The sequence below is a fragment of the Haemophilus sp. HN_Hi16 genome (genome assembly GCF_049823435.1).
GTDB lineage: Bacteria > Pseudomonadota > Gammaproteobacteria > Enterobacterales > Pasteurellaceae > Haemophilus > Haemophilus influenzae_D.
The window spans coordinates 1,848,619-1,865,387 of record NZ_CP187500.1 but is presented as its reverse complement, the minus strand read 5'-3'; the positions used below and the strand labels follow the sequence as shown (position 1 = coordinate 1,865,387).

At 40.6% G+C, this 16,769-nt stretch carries 13 protein-coding genes and 1 pseudogene; 3 read left to right on the top strand and 11 right to left on the bottom strand.

Features of this window, described 5'->3' with window-relative positions; genetic code table 11:
- Positions 1-4 precede the first annotated feature (4 nt).
- The 7 genes from ACPT9C_RS09240 to terL form a co-directional block, all read right to left on the bottom strand.
- On the bottom strand, positions 5-310 hold the full coding sequence (locus tag ACPT9C_RS09240) for a hypothetical protein (RefSeq protein WP_050948604.1): 306 nt from the start codon (positions 308-310) through the stop codon (positions 5-7).
- 39 nt (positions 311-349) lie between these two features.
- Positions 350-1,270 carry a Mu-like prophage major head subunit gpT family protein gene (locus tag ACPT9C_RS09235; RefSeq protein ID WP_050948603.1) on the bottom strand — a complete coding sequence of 307 codons (921 nt, stop codon included), beginning with the start codon at positions 1,268-1,270 and terminating at the stop codon, positions 350-352.
- Positions 1,270-2,319, bottom strand: a complete 1,050-nt coding sequence (locus ACPT9C_RS09230; RefSeq protein WP_050948602.1) for a phage protease — start codon at positions 2,317-2,319, stop codon at positions 1,270-1,272. The genes ACPT9C_RS09235 and ACPT9C_RS09230 overlap by 1 nt, the downstream gene beginning before the upstream one ends.
- Before the next feature lie 253 nt (positions 2,320-2,572).
- The gene (locus ACPT9C_RS09225) at positions 2,573-3,058 is read right to left on the bottom strand and encodes a phage virion morphogenesis protein (protein ID WP_111689168.1); all 486 of its coding nucleotides are present in this window, start codon (positions 3,056-3,058) and stop codon (positions 2,573-2,575) included.
- A gap of 110 nt (positions 3,059-3,168) precedes the next feature.
- Positions 3,169-4,446 (bottom strand): phage minor head protein, encoded by a 1,278-nt coding sequence (locus ACPT9C_RS09220; protein WP_111689167.1) that lies wholly within the window; start codon positions 4,444-4,446, stop codon positions 3,169-3,171.
- Positions 4,433-6,070, bottom strand: a complete 1,638-nt coding sequence (locus ACPT9C_RS09215) for a DUF935 domain-containing protein (RefSeq protein ID WP_111689166.1) — start codon at positions 6,068-6,070, stop codon at positions 4,433-4,435. Before ACPT9C_RS09215 ends, ACPT9C_RS09220 begins: the two co-directional genes overlap by 14 nt.
- Before the next feature lie 3 nt (positions 6,071-6,073).
- The gene (gene terL / locus ACPT9C_RS09210) at positions 6,074-7,717 is read right to left on the bottom strand and encodes a phage terminase large subunit (protein ID WP_118879854.1); all 1,644 of its coding nucleotides are present in this window, start codon (positions 7,715-7,717) and stop codon (positions 6,074-6,076) included.
- A 206-nt stretch (positions 7,718-7,923) separates the two neighbouring features.
- On the opposite strand from terL, the pseudogene ACPT9C_RS09205 reads away from it, so the two are divergent.
- Positions 7,924-8,151, top strand: a pseudogene (locus ACPT9C_RS09205) (hypothetical protein); the annotation flags it as partial.
- A gap of 8 nt (positions 8,152-8,159) precedes the next feature.
- A complete protein-coding gene (locus ACPT9C_RS09200; protein WP_005651690.1) occupies positions 8,160-8,438 on the top strand; it encodes a heavy-metal-associated domain-containing protein in 279 nt (92 codons plus the stop codon).
- A gap of 125 nt (positions 8,439-8,563) precedes the next feature.
- Here ACPT9C_RS09200 and ACPT9C_RS09195 read toward each other — a convergent pair whose 3' ends face one another.
- Together ACPT9C_RS09195 and ACPT9C_RS09190 are read right to left on the bottom strand one after the other, a co-directional pair.
- The gene (locus ACPT9C_RS09195) at positions 8,564-10,408 is read right to left on the bottom strand and encodes an ABC transporter ATP-binding protein (RefSeq protein WP_005659320.1); all 1,845 of its coding nucleotides are present in this window, start codon (positions 10,406-10,408) and stop codon (positions 8,564-8,566) included.
- A gap of 78 nt (positions 10,409-10,486) precedes the next feature.
- Entirely contained in the window at positions 10,487-11,383 is an 897-nt protein-coding gene (locus tag ACPT9C_RS09190) for a cupin domain-containing protein (RefSeq protein WP_005659322.1), read from the bottom strand.
- A 111-nt stretch (positions 11,384-11,494) separates the two neighbouring features.
- Between ACPT9C_RS09190 and ACPT9C_RS09185 the strand changes: the two genes are divergently transcribed.
- The gene (locus ACPT9C_RS09185) at positions 11,495-11,836 is read left to right on the top strand and encodes a carboxymuconolactone decarboxylase family protein (protein ID WP_005659324.1); all 342 of its coding nucleotides are present in this window, start codon (positions 11,495-11,497) and stop codon (positions 11,834-11,836) included.
- A gap of 110 nt (positions 11,837-11,946) precedes the next feature.
- Here the strand turns inward: ACPT9C_RS09185 and ACPT9C_RS09180 are convergent, their stop codons facing one another.
- Positions 11,947-14,709: a DEAD/DEAH box helicase family protein gene (locus tag ACPT9C_RS09180; RefSeq protein WP_118879853.1), complete on the bottom strand. Its 2,763-nt coding sequence runs from the start codon at positions 14,707-14,709 to the stop codon at positions 11,947-11,949.
- Positions 14,699-16,762 carry a DNA methyltransferase gene (locus ACPT9C_RS09175; RefSeq protein ID WP_425627466.1) on the bottom strand — a complete coding sequence of 688 codons (2,064 nt, stop codon included), beginning with the start codon at positions 16,760-16,762 and terminating at the stop codon, positions 14,699-14,701. Before ACPT9C_RS09175 ends, ACPT9C_RS09180 begins: the two co-directional genes overlap by 11 nt.
- Positions 16,763-16,769: the final 7 nt, after the last annotated feature.

Here is a 16,769-nt window from a genome sequence, read left to right as displayed (position 1 = left end):
ATCCTTATTTATCGCAGATGGGAATAAGTTCTAACCAGGGATCTTCAGCAAGCATAATGACTTGCTCACCCGTCAAGTTTTCAACTGGAATTTCCACCGCACTTTCTTTGTTAAAACGATAACCACAGCGACCATAAGAGGCTTGCGGATGAATTGCACGTAACGTCACCGCATAGGCAATAGGATGAATCACATCACTACCTTTGGGCGTGTCATCCAACTCGTCTAAAGTGCGGTCGGTTTCTGTGGTGTTTTCCGCAGAATCGGTTTTCACTTCATCGTCTGTCTTGTTTTGCTGTTTCTTTGCCATTTTTGCTCCTAAAGGGCGATTGCTCGCCCTTATTGATGGTTATTCCGCAATGATTTGTGGAGACACAATCACTTTCAAACGACCTTTTAAGATATTAGTCGTGCCGTTAATTAATTCACCTTCACAGATTTGACGTGCTTTGAATTCAAGTGCAGGTGGCACTAAAATCACATTTGGGCGAATGTTCAATAACTTGCCACCGTCACCTTTTAAGGATTGCATTTTGGCAATGACATCCATTATGTTTTCCGCAGTAAGTTCAGTTTTCTCCACACAGTGCGCTAACTGCCAGAAACCAAAACCAGCTGCACCACGAGCACGCACACCCCATTCGTAAATATCTTCGTTAAATACGGTGTCAGACTTGGAAGGGGCAAATTTCGTTTCAATTTCTGGCGCAGTGCGTTCTTGCCAAATTAACGGTTTAATCGCATTGGTGGTGTCGAAAATATAAAACATTGGTGCTTCTGTTTTCGTTCCGGTGGTGATATTACTTTGCTCTTTGCTTGAGCCTGTGCCGTCCACGTTGTCAAAAACAGGGTGGTCGGTGTCAAAGTAATTTTGGCCGTCATAACACAAAGTCGTTTTACCGGCTTTTAACAAGCCAAATACCAAATCATCAGGCAATTCAGCCGCACTTTGTGCCGCTTGCTGCACCATCGGACGGAATAAGCCCACTTGGTCATCTTCAATGTCAGTGCGCGCAATGCCCACAGTACTTTCATACAGTTTGTTTTCAATGCTGGTGCCTTGGGCTTGCATTACTTTACGCTGACGTTTGTTTACCCATTCCACCATTTTCGGGAATTGACCTAAAAAGCCGTAGGTGTTCACTTTGGTATTGGATGACACTTTCATCGCAATTAAATCCCACTGCGGTTTAATCAAACCTAAACCGGCAGCAAAGTCTTTTTTAAACTGGGTTTCAATCGCTTTTAAAACTTCGGATTTCTTAAACATTATTTTTGCTCCTTGTGCTCTTTGATAAATTCGGCTTCGGTCATACCCAACGCACGAGCCGCCGCTTGTTCTGCTGCACTTAATGCAACCTGTTTGTCTTTATTTGGGTCTTCTTTTGCTTGATGACCGCCAGCTAAAGCTTGATTTGGCGTTGCAACAGTTAAATAATCAGAAAGGGCCGTAATATCGGATTTACCTAATTTTTCCGCCCATTCTTTTTGTGATGGCAATAAACGCCCGTCAGATAATGCGGTTTGAATCAAGTCATTGACTTTATCGCCATGCACTTGCGCGCTTAACGCGTTTAGTTTGTCTTGCACATCTTTCATTGACGATAACGGCACATATTTGCTCGGGTCAGGCTCTGCGCCGACTTTCGCAGTTAAAGCGACGACTTCACCGTCTTTTTCTTTTAACTTACCGTACACATCACTGAGTGCCACCGGGCTGTCGCCCTTAGCCGCAGAAAGTGCGGTCAGTTTTTGTTTCATTTCGTATTCGGTCGCATCCGGCGTGCCGAATAATTGGCGTAATAACTCCAGCATGGGATTGTCCTTTTTGTGTTGATGTTGATTAAATTGGGATGAAAAGGCGACAGCTTCCGCCAAGTCATGACAAGCAGGGCGATTGGTTAATGCAGCATTCAGCACTTTCGTTACCTTGCCGTCCGGCTCAGCCAAAAACAGAGGAGAAATGTAACGATATTCTCCATCTCGAATTTGTTGATGGGCTTTTTTTGTCCAATCTACATCGACAAAAATGCCTTCACCAGAAATATACTCCACCGTTTCCATCCAACCTGCGGCAGGGTTAGGTTTGCCGTTTTTCTCAATAAATAGGGTTTGATGTTCGTAGTCGATCATGAGCTTAATCTTTAGCTGATTAATGTCTTCAGCCAAAGTGTAGCCGTTAGTGTCATCTACATACCAGCCTCCTGCACCTTCGGTGCGTCCATCTTGCGAATAAAAACGACCAAAGGGGAACAACTGAATACGCCCATTTGTTTTTTTGTTAAGCGCGAAACTTAACGCAATCGGCTTAATGTGCATCGTTTGTTATCCTCGTTCTTTAATAGCGGATAACAGAATAACGGACAGGAAAAAATGAAAAGAGGGGAGCGACTTCCTCACTCCCCTCTAGGTTAGAATTTTTGAAAAAATGAAATTGGATGTTGCATTTAATCTTAAACTATTTTTAAAACCTTTTTAAATCCTTTTAAATCGTTTTAAAAAATTTAATTCAATAAATCACCCCTACAATCATAAAAATGCAAATACGCGCGATTTAGGGCGGTTTTATATTTTATTTAACTACACTCCGAAAATAGGCTTGCACGTCCTCTAAAATATCATCCTCGTCCTGTGGGGTTAAAACCAAGAATGGACGGGCAGGAATATCACTTCCGGGATGATCTACTGATTTTCTGACAATTCCTCCGAATACCAAGGCTTTTTTAGTGACCGGTTTGATTTTATGCGGGCTGGTTTTTCCGCCGAATTGATGGATAGCCGCATATTTTAGGTTTGTCCCAACCTGCGCTTCGTTGTTATCCCAACTCGAATGGATGCTATTTCTTAATGCACCGCTATCAATCAATGGTTTTCCGTCAGGGCGACTTTTCACACCAAGCCAAGCAGGACGACCACCGGCTTCAAAGTTTTGGTCAACTGAAGATTGCATTGTACCTGCTATCGTACGCATAAGCGGCACATTATATTTCACATGTTGCGCCAATTGTGATAATGCGTGGATAAGTTCTTTTTCGTTGTTGATTTTTACGTCTATCATGTTATAGTGCCTCTAGTCGCCCGTAGCAGTGAATCTCGAAAACTGCGAACGAATGCTATTGGAGCAGGGATTGATGTGTGGGGGTGTTCGAGTCCCACCGGGCGACATATCTATTTAAACGCTTTTCGCCATTGTCGATCACTTGCTAAGTGTTGCGATGTCAAGTAAATCTCATTGCTACCATTAAGCACTTTAATGACAGCTATCAATCGCCGTGAATCCACTTCTTTGTAAAATTTAAACGTATTTTTACCGTCTTGTTCTATTTTGTCAGGGCTATATAACACGTCTGGCAACCGTGCATAGTCATCAAAATCAAAATCTTGTCCGTAACGATTTGCAATTTGCTTAATTAACGAGTCGTCAGAAAGCCAAACTGTAGATAAATCAGTTTTAATTTGCTGCTTGGTATCTTCGTTTAACACACCGGCAATAAATTTATAGTCCATTTTAAACCGTTCTCGAATCGGGTTTAAAAATGCCTCACGCTCATTTTTGCCTTTTAGCTTTTTATAATCATCAACATAAGGCGAGAATTCTTTTTCGAACTGTTTAAAATCAAATTTAAAGCCCTCGCCGCCCATTTCACGTTTAGCAAATTGATGTGCCAATGATTCAGGATAAAGTGCTAAATTAGGTTTATATACGGTTCGTCCGACATTGTAATCAAAGCCTCTATCCGTAGTAATCCATTTATCATCTGACAATTTAAATGCGGTCGTTTTTTCCGTTGTGGTGGAATTGATTTTGCGGTCGTAATCAATCAAACGATCTGCGCTATCCCCAACGACCAGATTGCGGCGTTTAATGTCTCGCTCGGCTAATGCGATAACCGAACATCGGCAGTTAAATCCGTTTGGCGGGTAAAATGTTGCCCAAAACGGATCATCATAGCGATAAACCAAACCGTGCATAGCTGAATGACTTGGGCGGGTACGATCATCATTTACTGCCGAATATTGCCAATAAGGTCGGTTATCTGCGTTATCTCTCATTTCGGCATAGCGCTGAGAAGAATAAGCAGATTGCATGTTGGTGCGATAAATCGTCTCTAATCGGCGTGGTGAGCCAAAATATTCACCGGTTTTCGGATCTGCAAGCAAATATTCTTTGTCATACCCGGCAATCCATCCTTTTTTCTTAAAATGTTCAAAAATTCCTTTTTTCCACTCGCTAAAAGGTAAGCCTTGTGCCTGTGCATCAACTAAAGACTGGTAGATGTCTTTACTCATCTCAAGGCTGGATAAATTGGCGATACGCGTTGCTTTTGCTCGGGCGCTATCCATTAAGGCATCTTCGTCAAAATGCCCTAATATGGCCTTTTTATCCCTTAAAAACTCAATGGCTTTTTTCGGTTCTAGCTCCAAAACGAAATTAACGCTTGGCATTGCTGACTCCCAACAATTCGGACAAAAAGACGGCTTGTGTCAAATAACGTTGATGTTCTGCGTTATCTAAATCCGGGTAAATTTCAGCTAATTTATCACTTGCTTCCTCATAGGTATTACATGCGGTTAATACAACGGCTAATTGACGCACCACAGGGTCTAATTGGCGGTTAAAGTTAATCACATTTAACGCCTCGTTTAAACTGTTATCCAACAAATCCTGCTCTGTCTCCCCATTATTGCCGGCAGACAACGCCACGCGCGCGCCTTTACCCAAACACCCCGCACACTGGCACCCCACCACATGCGCTGAAAGTGCGGTAGATTTCCCCGGTGTTTTTAAATCGGGATTAAAATCGCTTTGAACAGCTTTTAAAACCACTTCACCGTCTTGCGCTTCCGGAATACCGAGCTTATCGCGCGTCCATTTTTCGGGGATTTGCACGCCAATGCCCACTAGTTTCGGGATGGCATCGGCAAAGGTGCTTAAATCGTCGTATTTCTTGGTGTCAAACTCAAAATAGGGTACGCGGTGCAAAGCAATGTTTGGGTCAACGTTAATCTGCAAATAAGGCAGGATGATTTGCTGTGTGATGGTCTGCGCCACTTGTTTAGCGTCAGACACCAACAAATCACGACGCACTTCATTATGCACATTGCCCAATGCATTGGTGGAGCTTTTACCATCCGCGCCTGATGTGAGCGTTTGCCCCAAAATCAAACGGGCAATAGATTTTTCGCACCAGTCCACCATTTGCAAGAACGGGTTATTTGCCGACCCCGCGCCGGTGTTTGCGGCATTATGCAATTCGATTTTCATCGAATCGGGCATAATCCCAGCGGCGTTATGTCCGATTTGTGCAAGGGCACGTAATAGCGTGCGTTTTTCCTCGTTTGTTGCACCGGCGCCATATTTACCAATGCGAATCGGCATGCCGTAAAGTTCCAAAAACTCGGCAAAATCTCGCACGGAATAATGCTTAAACATATAAAGCCACGCCAGTGTACGGAATAACCCCATGCGCGCCAGTTGAACGGAACGGGACTTATGCGAATGCACCACCCAGCCGAACTGTCTTAATGGCTCGCCCATGGGATTAGTTGGCGTTTTTAACAATAAATTGTCATTTTTATCTAACTTAAACCAAGACTGTGGGCGTGGGATAAAGTTATGCGGAATATACTTACCATTTTCCAATTTCCACTCAATTTCAAGGGCAGAAAAACCATGTCCGACTGCATCCATCATATCCATAAGCAGGTTTTCAAGGTTCGGATATTGGTAAAACAACTCATCAATTTCGGTTTGGAGCTTTTCTTCTGCCGGTGTCGCATTGCGTGGTTCAGCAATGCGCCAATCCAGCGTCAAAATCGCCCGTTTGCGCGTCTGAATATTCGCACCGATGGCACTGTCTTGTTCTTCAATATCCATGAATAACTCGTGCTGTGCCGTAATATCGCCGTTTTCCGCATCCTCTAAAATGCTTTTCAGTTTTGACGGGGTAATGCGGTTGCTCGGGTGGTCGGATAAAATGCGCCCATTAGCTGTTACCATTGCTTCATCGGTTTGGATTGGTTCGGTTTTTGAGCCCACCAATGTTTTAATTTTTTCCCAAATTTTCATGTTTTATCCTCGCCAAATGCTATATAAATCATCTTCCGCTTCAAAATCATCATGCCCCAAGTTTTCATCGTTTAAACCTATCCACTCAATCGGGGCGGCGTTGGTGATGGAGTTCTTCCACAACATTTCAAGCGCATCCGGGCCGTCATCGTGGTCAGCTTTCGGAAAGTGACGCAGTTGCGCAATCAAGGTCGCTTGTGTGCTGTGTAACAAAATCAAACCGTTCACCATGTGCGGTTGCAAGGATTCAATTCGAAGCATTTTGTCTGTGTTTGGCTTAATTGCGGTTGCCGGTACAGGTGCGCCACGTTGTGCCGAGCGCTTAACCAGTTCGTCTTTTAAAAATTCCTGAAATTGCACGGTTTCAACAAACCAACGGTGGCACTTGTATTGCTGTTGGAAACGGATCACATCTTCAATAATTAAATCAGGCAAACGTTTTTTCACTTGCGCTTCGACCACATACAATTTACCTGTGGCACGCTGATAACCGCCCACTAAAATCGCCGATGGGTCACGGCTTGCACCGGCTTTACCCAATGACGGGTCAACCGCGCCAAAATAAATCAAATCAGACGGCAATTCCGTCCAGTATTTAATAGCATTGGCAAAAATCGCGTCATCACTGCTTAACGGGTCATTTTGATATTCAGAATCAAAGGTGGCATGCCCATCACGAGCGCGAATCTTCATCAAGGTTAAGATAGGACGAGCAGCCCAGCTTACTACCGCACCTTTATCCATTGCCGCTTGATTTTGCGTATAGAAAGCATCAGCCACCGCTTCGCCTTCGTTTAAGTAGAAGTCCTCCCACTTATCCCACAGGCTCATATCATCAGGCTGACGAATTAAGGCTTTAAACTTGGCTGTCTTCCATGCTTTAGAGCTCAAAGTGCGATTCAATACTCTGTCGTAATGTAGGATAGTGCCGATATATACCACGTCTAACTTATCCCCAGCCGCCCCTAACGTAAGGACGGTTTTCTTCAACCAATCGTGCAATTTGTCACGCTGTTCAGGACTACGCACTTGTTCGTCATTTTCAATATCATCCAGTACCACCAAATCAGGACGATACGCCCCATGGCGTAAACCACGCAATTTCTTGCCGGAACCCGCCACTTGCACTTTTTGATTGGCTTTTGTGATAATGGTTGCCGCTTGCCACACACGCCCTTGTCCTGCCATTTCAGGGAAATCAATGCGCAAACGTTGGTTAAATTCCAACTCTACTTTAATGGCTTCCAACATTGGATAGGCTTGGTCGATACTATCCATCACAATCAACGCATAGCGTTTTTTCTGTGTCACAAGACAGTAAAGCGTAAAGAGTTGGGACACCAAGGTCGATTTAGCTTCACCACGTGGTGCAGCAATGGCTAAATGCACTGATGATAGCTGTTGTAATACTTGTGGCAACTGCTCAAAAAGATAGTTATGCAACTGCGAACGAGAGCGAGAACGCACATAATGCGGAAAGTAATTCGACACAAAAAAGTCATAGCCCGAAACAGGATCTAGCACCTTTTTGCGTCGCTCACTAATGGCAGCAAGAGAATCGTCCCACCCCTCAAACTTTGCCTCGACTTTTTGTCGCAAGCTGTCCGAATAGGCTTTTAATTCTGCTAATAATTCTTTATTTTTCATATATCTCCGCTGTTTACCCAGGGTAGGTATACCCTGGTTTACGCATAATGCACCCCGATGGGGTAGGTTAGCGTTCCCCAAAGGGGACTATGACTATAATTAGCCGTGGGTATACCTACCCACGGTAACTATCACGCCTTAAATTCCTTATTCAACAACTCCCCAAACCCATCCAACAAATCCGCAAACTCATTAATCAACTCAGGCTTATTGGCTTGGGCGAATATGATTATTTGCGTATTCCCATGCTCATAATTTCATTATGCGCCTTTGCCTATGGATTTTGGCTGTTGATGTTTTCCAAAAAAATCATTTGTAGCAAATATATTTCCCGTAAAAAACTTGTCGTACTTTATTGGATTGTATTTATCGTGATGATTTTTTTCTTAACCTATCCAACAATTTTGCCTTGGATTTTAGAATTAGCGAATTAGGAATAAAAATGAAGAAATTATGTACCGCACTTTTGCTTTCGCTGTTTGCCATTTCTTTCGCCCATGCGAATGAAACCAAACAAATTGTGCTAAAAGTAAAAGAAATGAATTGCCAGCTTTGCGCTTATTTGGTTAATAAAGAATTGCGTAATATTGATGGCGTTATTTCAACAAAAGCATCTATTAAAGATGGTTTAGTGACAGTTGTGGAGGATCCCAAAGTTACAAACCAACAATTATTCGATGCGATTCACAAGCTGAAATATACTGCTGAAGTCGTGAATTAAACGCTAAATATCTAGCAAAAAAAGTGCGGTCAATTTTGACCGCACTTTTCTTTAGCTATTAAATTAGACTAATTTTTTAATTAGTTTGATTACAGTGCAATTAATTAAATATGATAAACGCAATATTATTCAGCACTTTCGCTTAAAAATCCGCCACTTTGATGATTCCAAAGTTTAGCGTACAGACCATTGAGCTCTAGTAATTCGGCGTGCGTACCTTGTTCGACAATTTGTCCTTTATCAAGCACAATCAGGCGATCCATCGCTGCGATGGTGGATAAACGATGGGCAATGGCAATCACAGTTTTATTTTCCATCATCTTATCGAGACTTTCTTGTATTGCCACTTCAACTTCTGAATCCAATGCACTTGTGGCTTCATCTAACAATAGAATTGGCGCATCTTTTAACATGACACGAGCAATAGCAATACGCTGACGCTGACCACCAGAAAGTTTTACCCCGCGTTCTCCCACATGGGCATCATAGCCTTTTCTACCTTGAGCATCACTGAGAAATGGGATGAAATCAGCGGCTTCCGCTCGTTCAGCAGCTAAAACCATTTCTTCATCAGTAGCATTCGGGCGACCATAAATAATATTTTCACGTACAGAACGATGCAGCAACGAAGTGTCTTGAGTGACTAAACCGATTTGGCGACGTAAGCTTTCTTGTTGCACATTGAGTACATTTTGTCCATCAATGGTAATTTCGCCTTGTTGTGCTTCATAGAAACGCAGCAATAAGTTCACAATCGTAGATTTTCCTGCACCAGAACGCCCGATTAACCCAACCTTTTCCCCTGGTTTGATAGTGAGATTGAAATGATTGAGTAATGGTTTTGTTGGATCATAAGCAAAGGTAATATCGTTAAACTTAATTTCCCCTTGTTTCACTTGTAACGGCGATGCTTGTGGTTTATCTACAATGGTGTGAGGTTTAGTTAAAGTATTCATTCCGTCGTTTACGGTGCCGATATTCTCAAATAATCGGGCTGATTCCCACATAATCCAACGAGAAAGCCCGTTTACGCGTAATGCCATTGCAGTTGCCGTTGCTATTGCCCCCACACCAACTTGACCATTTTTCCATAAAATAATGCCAAGTATTGCGGTGCTTAATGTAAGTAGAATATTTGTAGCGTAAGTGAGCGTATCTAGTGATGTTGCTAAACGCATTTGAGCGTGTACTGTTACCATAAAATCTTGCATCGAACGCTTGGCATAAGTGGCTTCACGCGAGCCGTGAGAAAATAATTTTACTGTAGCAATATTGGAATAAGCATCTGTAATACGTCCCGTCATTAAAGAACGAGCATCAGCTTGTCGTTGTGCAGTTTTTGATAGTTTAGGAATGAGGGTTCGTAGGATCAAACCGAAGAGTATAATCCAAGTAATGAATGGTAATAAGAACCAAGAATCTAATGCCACTAGAACTACGCCAGAGGTAATAAAATATACCAATACATAAACGAACATATCTGCAAGAGTAAGTACTGTGTCACGTACTGCAAGGGCAGTTTGCATCACTTTTGCGGATACTCTACCTGCAAATTCGTCTTGATAAAAACTTAAACTTTGTCCAAGCATTAAACGATGGAAATTCCAACGTAATCGCATTGGAAATACGCCTTGTAAGGTTTGTAAATGCACGGTGGAAGCTAAAAATCCCCACACAATACTAATGAGTAATAGAGCAGCCATTCCAATTAATAAATGACCTTTTTCTTGCCATAATCTTTCAGGTGTAAATGTGCCTAACCAATCTACAAGCGTCCCCATAAATTGGAATAATACTGCTTCCATTACACCTGTACCGACGGTTAAAATTGCGAGCAAAAGAATCCATCCTTTCATTCCTGCAATACTAGACCAAATAAAACGGAACAAACCTTTTTTAGGTGTTGTTGGATTGCTTTCTGGATAGGGATTTAAACGGTTTTCAAACCACGAAAAAATTTTGTTAAACATATCTTTTCCTTAAAAAGAAAAGGCAACGCAGGTTGCCTTTTAGAAGTGCATATTATTATAGCACAAAAACGCATCAATTTATAGGCTGACAGATTTTCTGTATTGGCTTGGCGAAAGTTGGTAATAATTTTTAAAAACTTTACAAAAATGCGCTTCTGATTGATACCCCACTTCTAAAGCAATGGCAAGCACAGATTGTTGTGATTGTTTTAATAAAAACGCCGCAGATTGTAACCGCACTTTCGTGAGAAAACGTCCCGGCGACATACCAATATGTTGTTGAAAGATACGAATAAAGTTTGCACGAGACATTGTTGCAAGTTCAGCTAATTGTTCAATATGCCAATCATTTTGAGGTTGTTGTAATATTGCTATCAGTGCAGTATTTAATCGCTTATCTTGTAAGGCAAATAAGATACCTTGTTCAATTAAATTTTGTTGAATAGCGTGGCGTAAAATATAAATTAAAAGTACATTTGAAAGTGCATCAACGACCGATTTCGTACCCGCATCATTTTTTTGTGCTTCTTGCAAAAAAAGCTGCACTAAAGGATGAATGGGCGTGTCGCATAAATTTATATGTAAATATTCAGGCATTGATGCCGTAAGAAGTGCATCTTGTTGATAATAAAAATTACCGCAGAACATTTTTAAATCTGGTGTACCTCGTCCAATCTGATGTAACTCAAATAATCCTTGATGACTTTTTTTTGTAGGAATATCTGCCCTTTTATTTACTGAATAATGCATAAAGTGCGGTTGATTTTGAGGAAGAAAAAAAATATCTCCCTCTTTTAAATGAAATTGTTTTTCATTTAGTGTAAGCTGGCACTCGCCTTGTTCAATAAGATGGAATATGCCTTTTCCTGCATCCTTTTCTTGATGAGATATTTGCCATTCGCCTTGAAATTCACAGCGAATATTAATTTCTCCACGCACTTGTGCTAAATGGGTAAGTTTATCTAAATAGTCCATAATGAGATGTTAGCGATAAAAATTGAGATAAATAAGCAAGTATCATAATCTAATCCGCCTATAATTTGCCACACCAGTTGGTTATTAATTCAATATATTTAGGAGAACATTATGTTTGCAGATTGGAAAGAACACACATCTCACGTTAAAAAATCATTTGGCGCATTGGGTAAACAACACCCTAAAATGTTACAAGCTTACCAAGCATTAGACTCAGCCGCGGAAGAGGGCAATGTGCTTGACGCTAAAACTCGCGAACTTATCGCATTAGCCGTTGCTGTAACAACGCGTTGTGAAAGCTGCATTAGCGTACACGCAGAAGAAGCAGTAAAAGCTGGTGCAAGTGAAGCTGAAGTTGCTGCTGCATTAGCAACAGCTATCGCATTAAATGCAGGTGCAGCTTATACTTATTCTTTACGTGCATTAGAAGCATATAGCGTACAGAAAGCTTAATTACTCATCATTCCATAAAGTTAAGTTGATTAAGAGAAAGGGAGCATTTTTTAATGCTCCCTTGTTTTGTTAAGGCTGTGTTTTAATAATACACCACTCTATTTTTCAAGCTATGTCTCTCCTAAAGGGAATAACTCCGTAAATTGTCCATTTTTCTGATGATCAGTAAAAAACGGCAAACCGATCAAACGATAATGCGGTGTATCTTTTTGCAGGATCTTATCCTTCCCATATTCTACTGTGATTGATTTTAAAAAAGCTTCTTTCCACCTATCAGTTTCCACTAAATGTTCGCCTTTGGGTTCAATGAAAATTTGGTAATGCAAAAAGTCGTTCACACCATTGGAAGAAGATTTTTGTTTATCTTTCAGCAATAAAACAAAGTCCGGCATAAATCCTTCACCATCGGCAAAGTTATTCAATTTAAACACTTCTTCATTGCGGATTAAATGAACGTCATATTTAGATTTCAAATCGCCCAAACGCTCTGAAATAAATTGAATTAACGCTTCTTCCAAACTTGTTCCAGCAAAATTATCCATCACATACCAATCATTTTGCATGGCAATAGCAGTTTTTATATCATCTTTTTTGACCCATTTTTGTTTTGGCGTGCCGAAAATTTCCCACAATTTTTTAGGTGTAAATTCTTTTGTACCGATAAACGGTATATCACTTTCATTCAGATGTTTTTCAACCATTTCCAAGATTTTCAGGCAGCCTGCAAGTTTATCATCCGGGCGAACCTGTTTATCTTGCTCTAATCCCAAAAATTCAATCTGCCAGTCTTTCAACAAGTTATTTTGCAATTCATTGCGATTTTGAATATTGAGTTTGCTTTGCAGGCGGTCAAAATGGAATAAAGATTGACTATTTTTCCCTTTGATATGTAATGCTTTATTGAAAATATGCCGCTCCATTTCACTCATTTTTATGGTTTGAGTAAAATTATTTTGTGTGCCGATTTGTCGGGCTGTTTCATCATTTTCATCCGCTGTAAATTGCATTTCCTGCAACAATTGATTGCCGTGAATTTGGAATGAAAGTGTTTGCGGATTGGCTTGCAGGCTGTCTGCATTATTGCTTTTGGCATTGGGATTGGGGATTTTTTTATTCGCCCAAATTAACAACTCTCTAAAATCCTTATTATCGGCAAATTCAGATTTGAGTTTAAATGTTGCCAACACCTTATCATCGTCTTTTTCAGGCAAATAACCGTCTTTTCGCAACTCGTTTTTCAGTTCTGTAATATAGCGAGATTGCTCATCGTGCGTGTAATAAAACAATTCTTCCAAAATACGCAATTCGTGTTGCATGTCATTGTCAAATTTGCGTTTATTCGGCTGTTTATCTTCAAACGAAAATGGAAAATAACGCACGCCACGACCAATCAACTGTTTTTCCGATACGGTAGCGGCAGCCGTTTTACCCGATTTTTTATTTGAACCGCCACCGTTTTGCCCTTCATACAAACGCACAATATCAAATAAATTCAGAACATCCCAACCTTCGGTTAATCTATCCACCGTAAAAATGGCACGGATCGGATTATCAGCCGCTTCCAGATTGTTTAGCAATTTTTCGGTTTCGCTGTCGGTTTTTTCAGTTTTGGTTTTGTTGGTCTCGGAGTTGGTAATAATCACATTATGTTTTTGATAATTTTGTTTCACCCAATTTGCCAAATGTGCAAACTCAAAGCCATTTTCCTGCATAAATTTTAGGGCTTGTTCGGTGCGGGTTTTGCCTTGTTCGTTGGCGTTATCGCTATCGTTTAAGCTTGTTGAAAATGTCGTTAAAAACGAAAAATCATCCGCTTGCACATTTTCTACCCAATTTAAAAATGCCAAATAATCCGCTTTTGATTCATCAATCGTCTTACTTCTAAACAACATCACAGGCTTGAAATTGGCAATGCCATATTTCAACGCGATTTGATGGCGGTACCAGGCAAACAATAAAGCATGCAATACCCGCTCTTTCTTATTCAGCGTACTAGATACCAAATTGATTTCTTTGGTATAACCTTTTTGCAAAAATTCTTTTAAGCCAAATTTTGTGATGATTTTATCCGCGTATTTTTGTTGCACGTCAGCATTTTCAGGCAGCGTGGCGGTAAATTCCAACAGCACATTTTGGCTAGGATTGCCATTTTTATTGAGCAACAATTCCAAAACCATATGCTCCCAGCCTTTGCGTTCAATTTCGGCATGGCTGGTACGGTCGTTCATTTCCTTTTCTAAATCCAACTCGCCTTGTTTTTTGCCTTTGGTTTGCGCGTTTAAATGGTGCGCTTCATCGCCCAGCATCACAAGGTTCAATTTGTGCAAATCCGCCAATGTGGTTTGGTTTTCTCGCTCGGTGTGGATATCGTTATACAGTTTTTGAATACTGGTAAATTTAATTTCAATGCCGTCTGAATATTGGCTAAACGTTTCCACTTTGCGAATAGGAATTACCGTATCGCCCTGCAAAATCTTCTCGGTAAATAAAAATTTTGCGTGCGTTGGGTCAATAAAATTATTTTCCGTTTTATCCACGATATTGTTTTGATTCACAAAAAACAGAAAATGCCGATATCCTTTTTCAAAATAATACAAAATCAATGCCGCCATCATCATCGTTTTGCCTGCACCTGTTGCCATATTAAATAGCAAATGGGTAGGGCGGTTTTTGATATCGGGGAAGTCCTTTAATTTTGGAGTGCGGTCAAAAATTACAAAGTTTTCTAAAGCCGATTTCTGCCATTCAAAAAACGGATATTTCAAATTATTTGAAACAAATTCAGGCAGTGCGAAAAAATCTGTCTGTTCCATTTCTTCCAGCATTGATTTGCGGTCTTCCACCCAATCAAACAACGTTTTATTATTCGCCATCTTTTTTCTCCGCTTGATTTTTTACTGATTGATAGAACGCACGGCTTAACGCTTTATCGTCATCGTTTAAGCAACCTGCAAATTGTTCATCGTCCATTTCGGATAATGAAACATACATTTGATTTAAATCCAACATTTCAAGCATCATTTGTTTTTGTTCGTCAAGTGGTAAGGTTTGAAATTCAGGTTCTTCAATGATTTGACTAAATTCATTCACGCTTACATTGTATTTCAAGAAATAGCGTTCGCATAATTCATTAAACAGCGTTTTGATGTCGTTTGAATTTTCGCACGCCAAAATTTGTTGTTTTGCTGTTTCGTTAAATGGAGCAAGTTCGGCATAAACAAACTCGCCACCACCTTGCCAATTCACGGCTTTGGAAATACCGCCTTGCTCGCCTTCAATCACTTTTTTCAAACGTTCAACGGCAAGCGTTTCAATATAATCCATTTGTTCAATACCGATATATTGGCGGTTCATTTTGTGAGCGACGGCAGCGGTTGTGCCACTGCCAAGATGGTAGTCTAGGACGATGTCGGATTCATTGGTTGTTAATTCAATAATTCGTTTGATTAGTGCTTCTGGTTTTTGTCCATCAAAATCTTGTCTTTCAGATGAAGTAGAAGAAACAATTTGTACAAAATCATCTTCCCATAAATCAGATAAAGGGATACCTTCTTTCTCATCTAAAAAACGTTTAACGCTAGGCATTCCATTTTTAGAAAATACAATTAAGTCATTTTTCATTCCTTCATCAATTTTCTCTTGTGTCCAAATCCAATGCTTCCCTTTAGGTGGTTCAATTAAATTTTCCCCAAAATATCTAGCTTCTCCTTGACCTTTTTGTGTGAAATCAGATAAACGATATACTCTGCCGTTTTTATCTTGAAATCGATATAACTTTTTATCTTTTTCATTATTTCTAGGTAAAAAGATATTGTGTAATGATAATTTTGATTTTTTATATACCAATATATATTCTTTAACTCTAGGTAAATTTCCACTTTGTATTTTGGCACTTTTTACTTTTCGCCAAACTATAGTGTTAATAAAATTTTCTCGTTTAAAAATATCGTCCATTAATATTTTAAGATAGGCTTGTTCCTTATCATCACATTGAACAAAAATCACGCTATCATCAGCCAGCAATGTTTTCGCAATTTCCAGCCGATTTTTCATAAAAGTCAGCCAAGTGGAATGATTAAATTTATCGTTGTATTTGAAACCGTCATTGCCCGTGTTATACGGCGGGTCAATATAAATCAGCTTCACTTTGCCTTTAAACTGCTTGGCAAGCGAATGCAGGGCAATCAGATTATTGCCTTTGATAATGAGATTTTCAGCTGGCGTGCCGTCTGAATGGCGTTTGATTTCGCCAACGGGTTGTTTGCCGTCTGCGGTATAGCGAGAGAATTTTGAGAATGCTTTTACATCAAAAAGTCGGTCAATTTCATCAAAAGCAAGCGTTTGATTAAAAAAGATTTCTTGTCTTTTTCGGGTTAATTTAGTGTATAATTGGCTGGCTGGCTGGCTGGCTGGCTGGCTGGCTGGCTGGCTGGCTGGCTGGCTGGCTGGCTGGCTGGCTGGCTGGCTGGCTGGCTGGCTGGCTGGCTGGCTGGCTGGCTGGCTGGCTGGCTGGCTATTATTGCGTTTAAAATAAATTTCCTCTCCTTCTTCGGTGCTTTGTCCGCCATTTAATACACAATCTTTAAACGGAAAATCCAACACAATATCCGAACTGTCTTTCAAAAAGCGGTTGCCGTCCGTCAAGCCAATGCGATTGGCGTATTTTGTGTAGGAATTATTGATGCGGTGTTTGTCCAAGAAAAAACGAAAATCCTGCAATTTAAACACCAAAACACCATTCACTTCCACAAAGAAATGGCGTTTTAACTCATCATTCCCCAATAACAACTCGATAATAGTCGGGTCGGTTTTTTCCACCAAATCCAACAGAATGTTTTTGGCTAAAATGGTTTTTTCTTCGTTTTCCCATACTTTTTCGTGTGATCGCAGGGCTTGGGTTAATTCGGTTTGAATGTCTGTCTTCATCGTTATC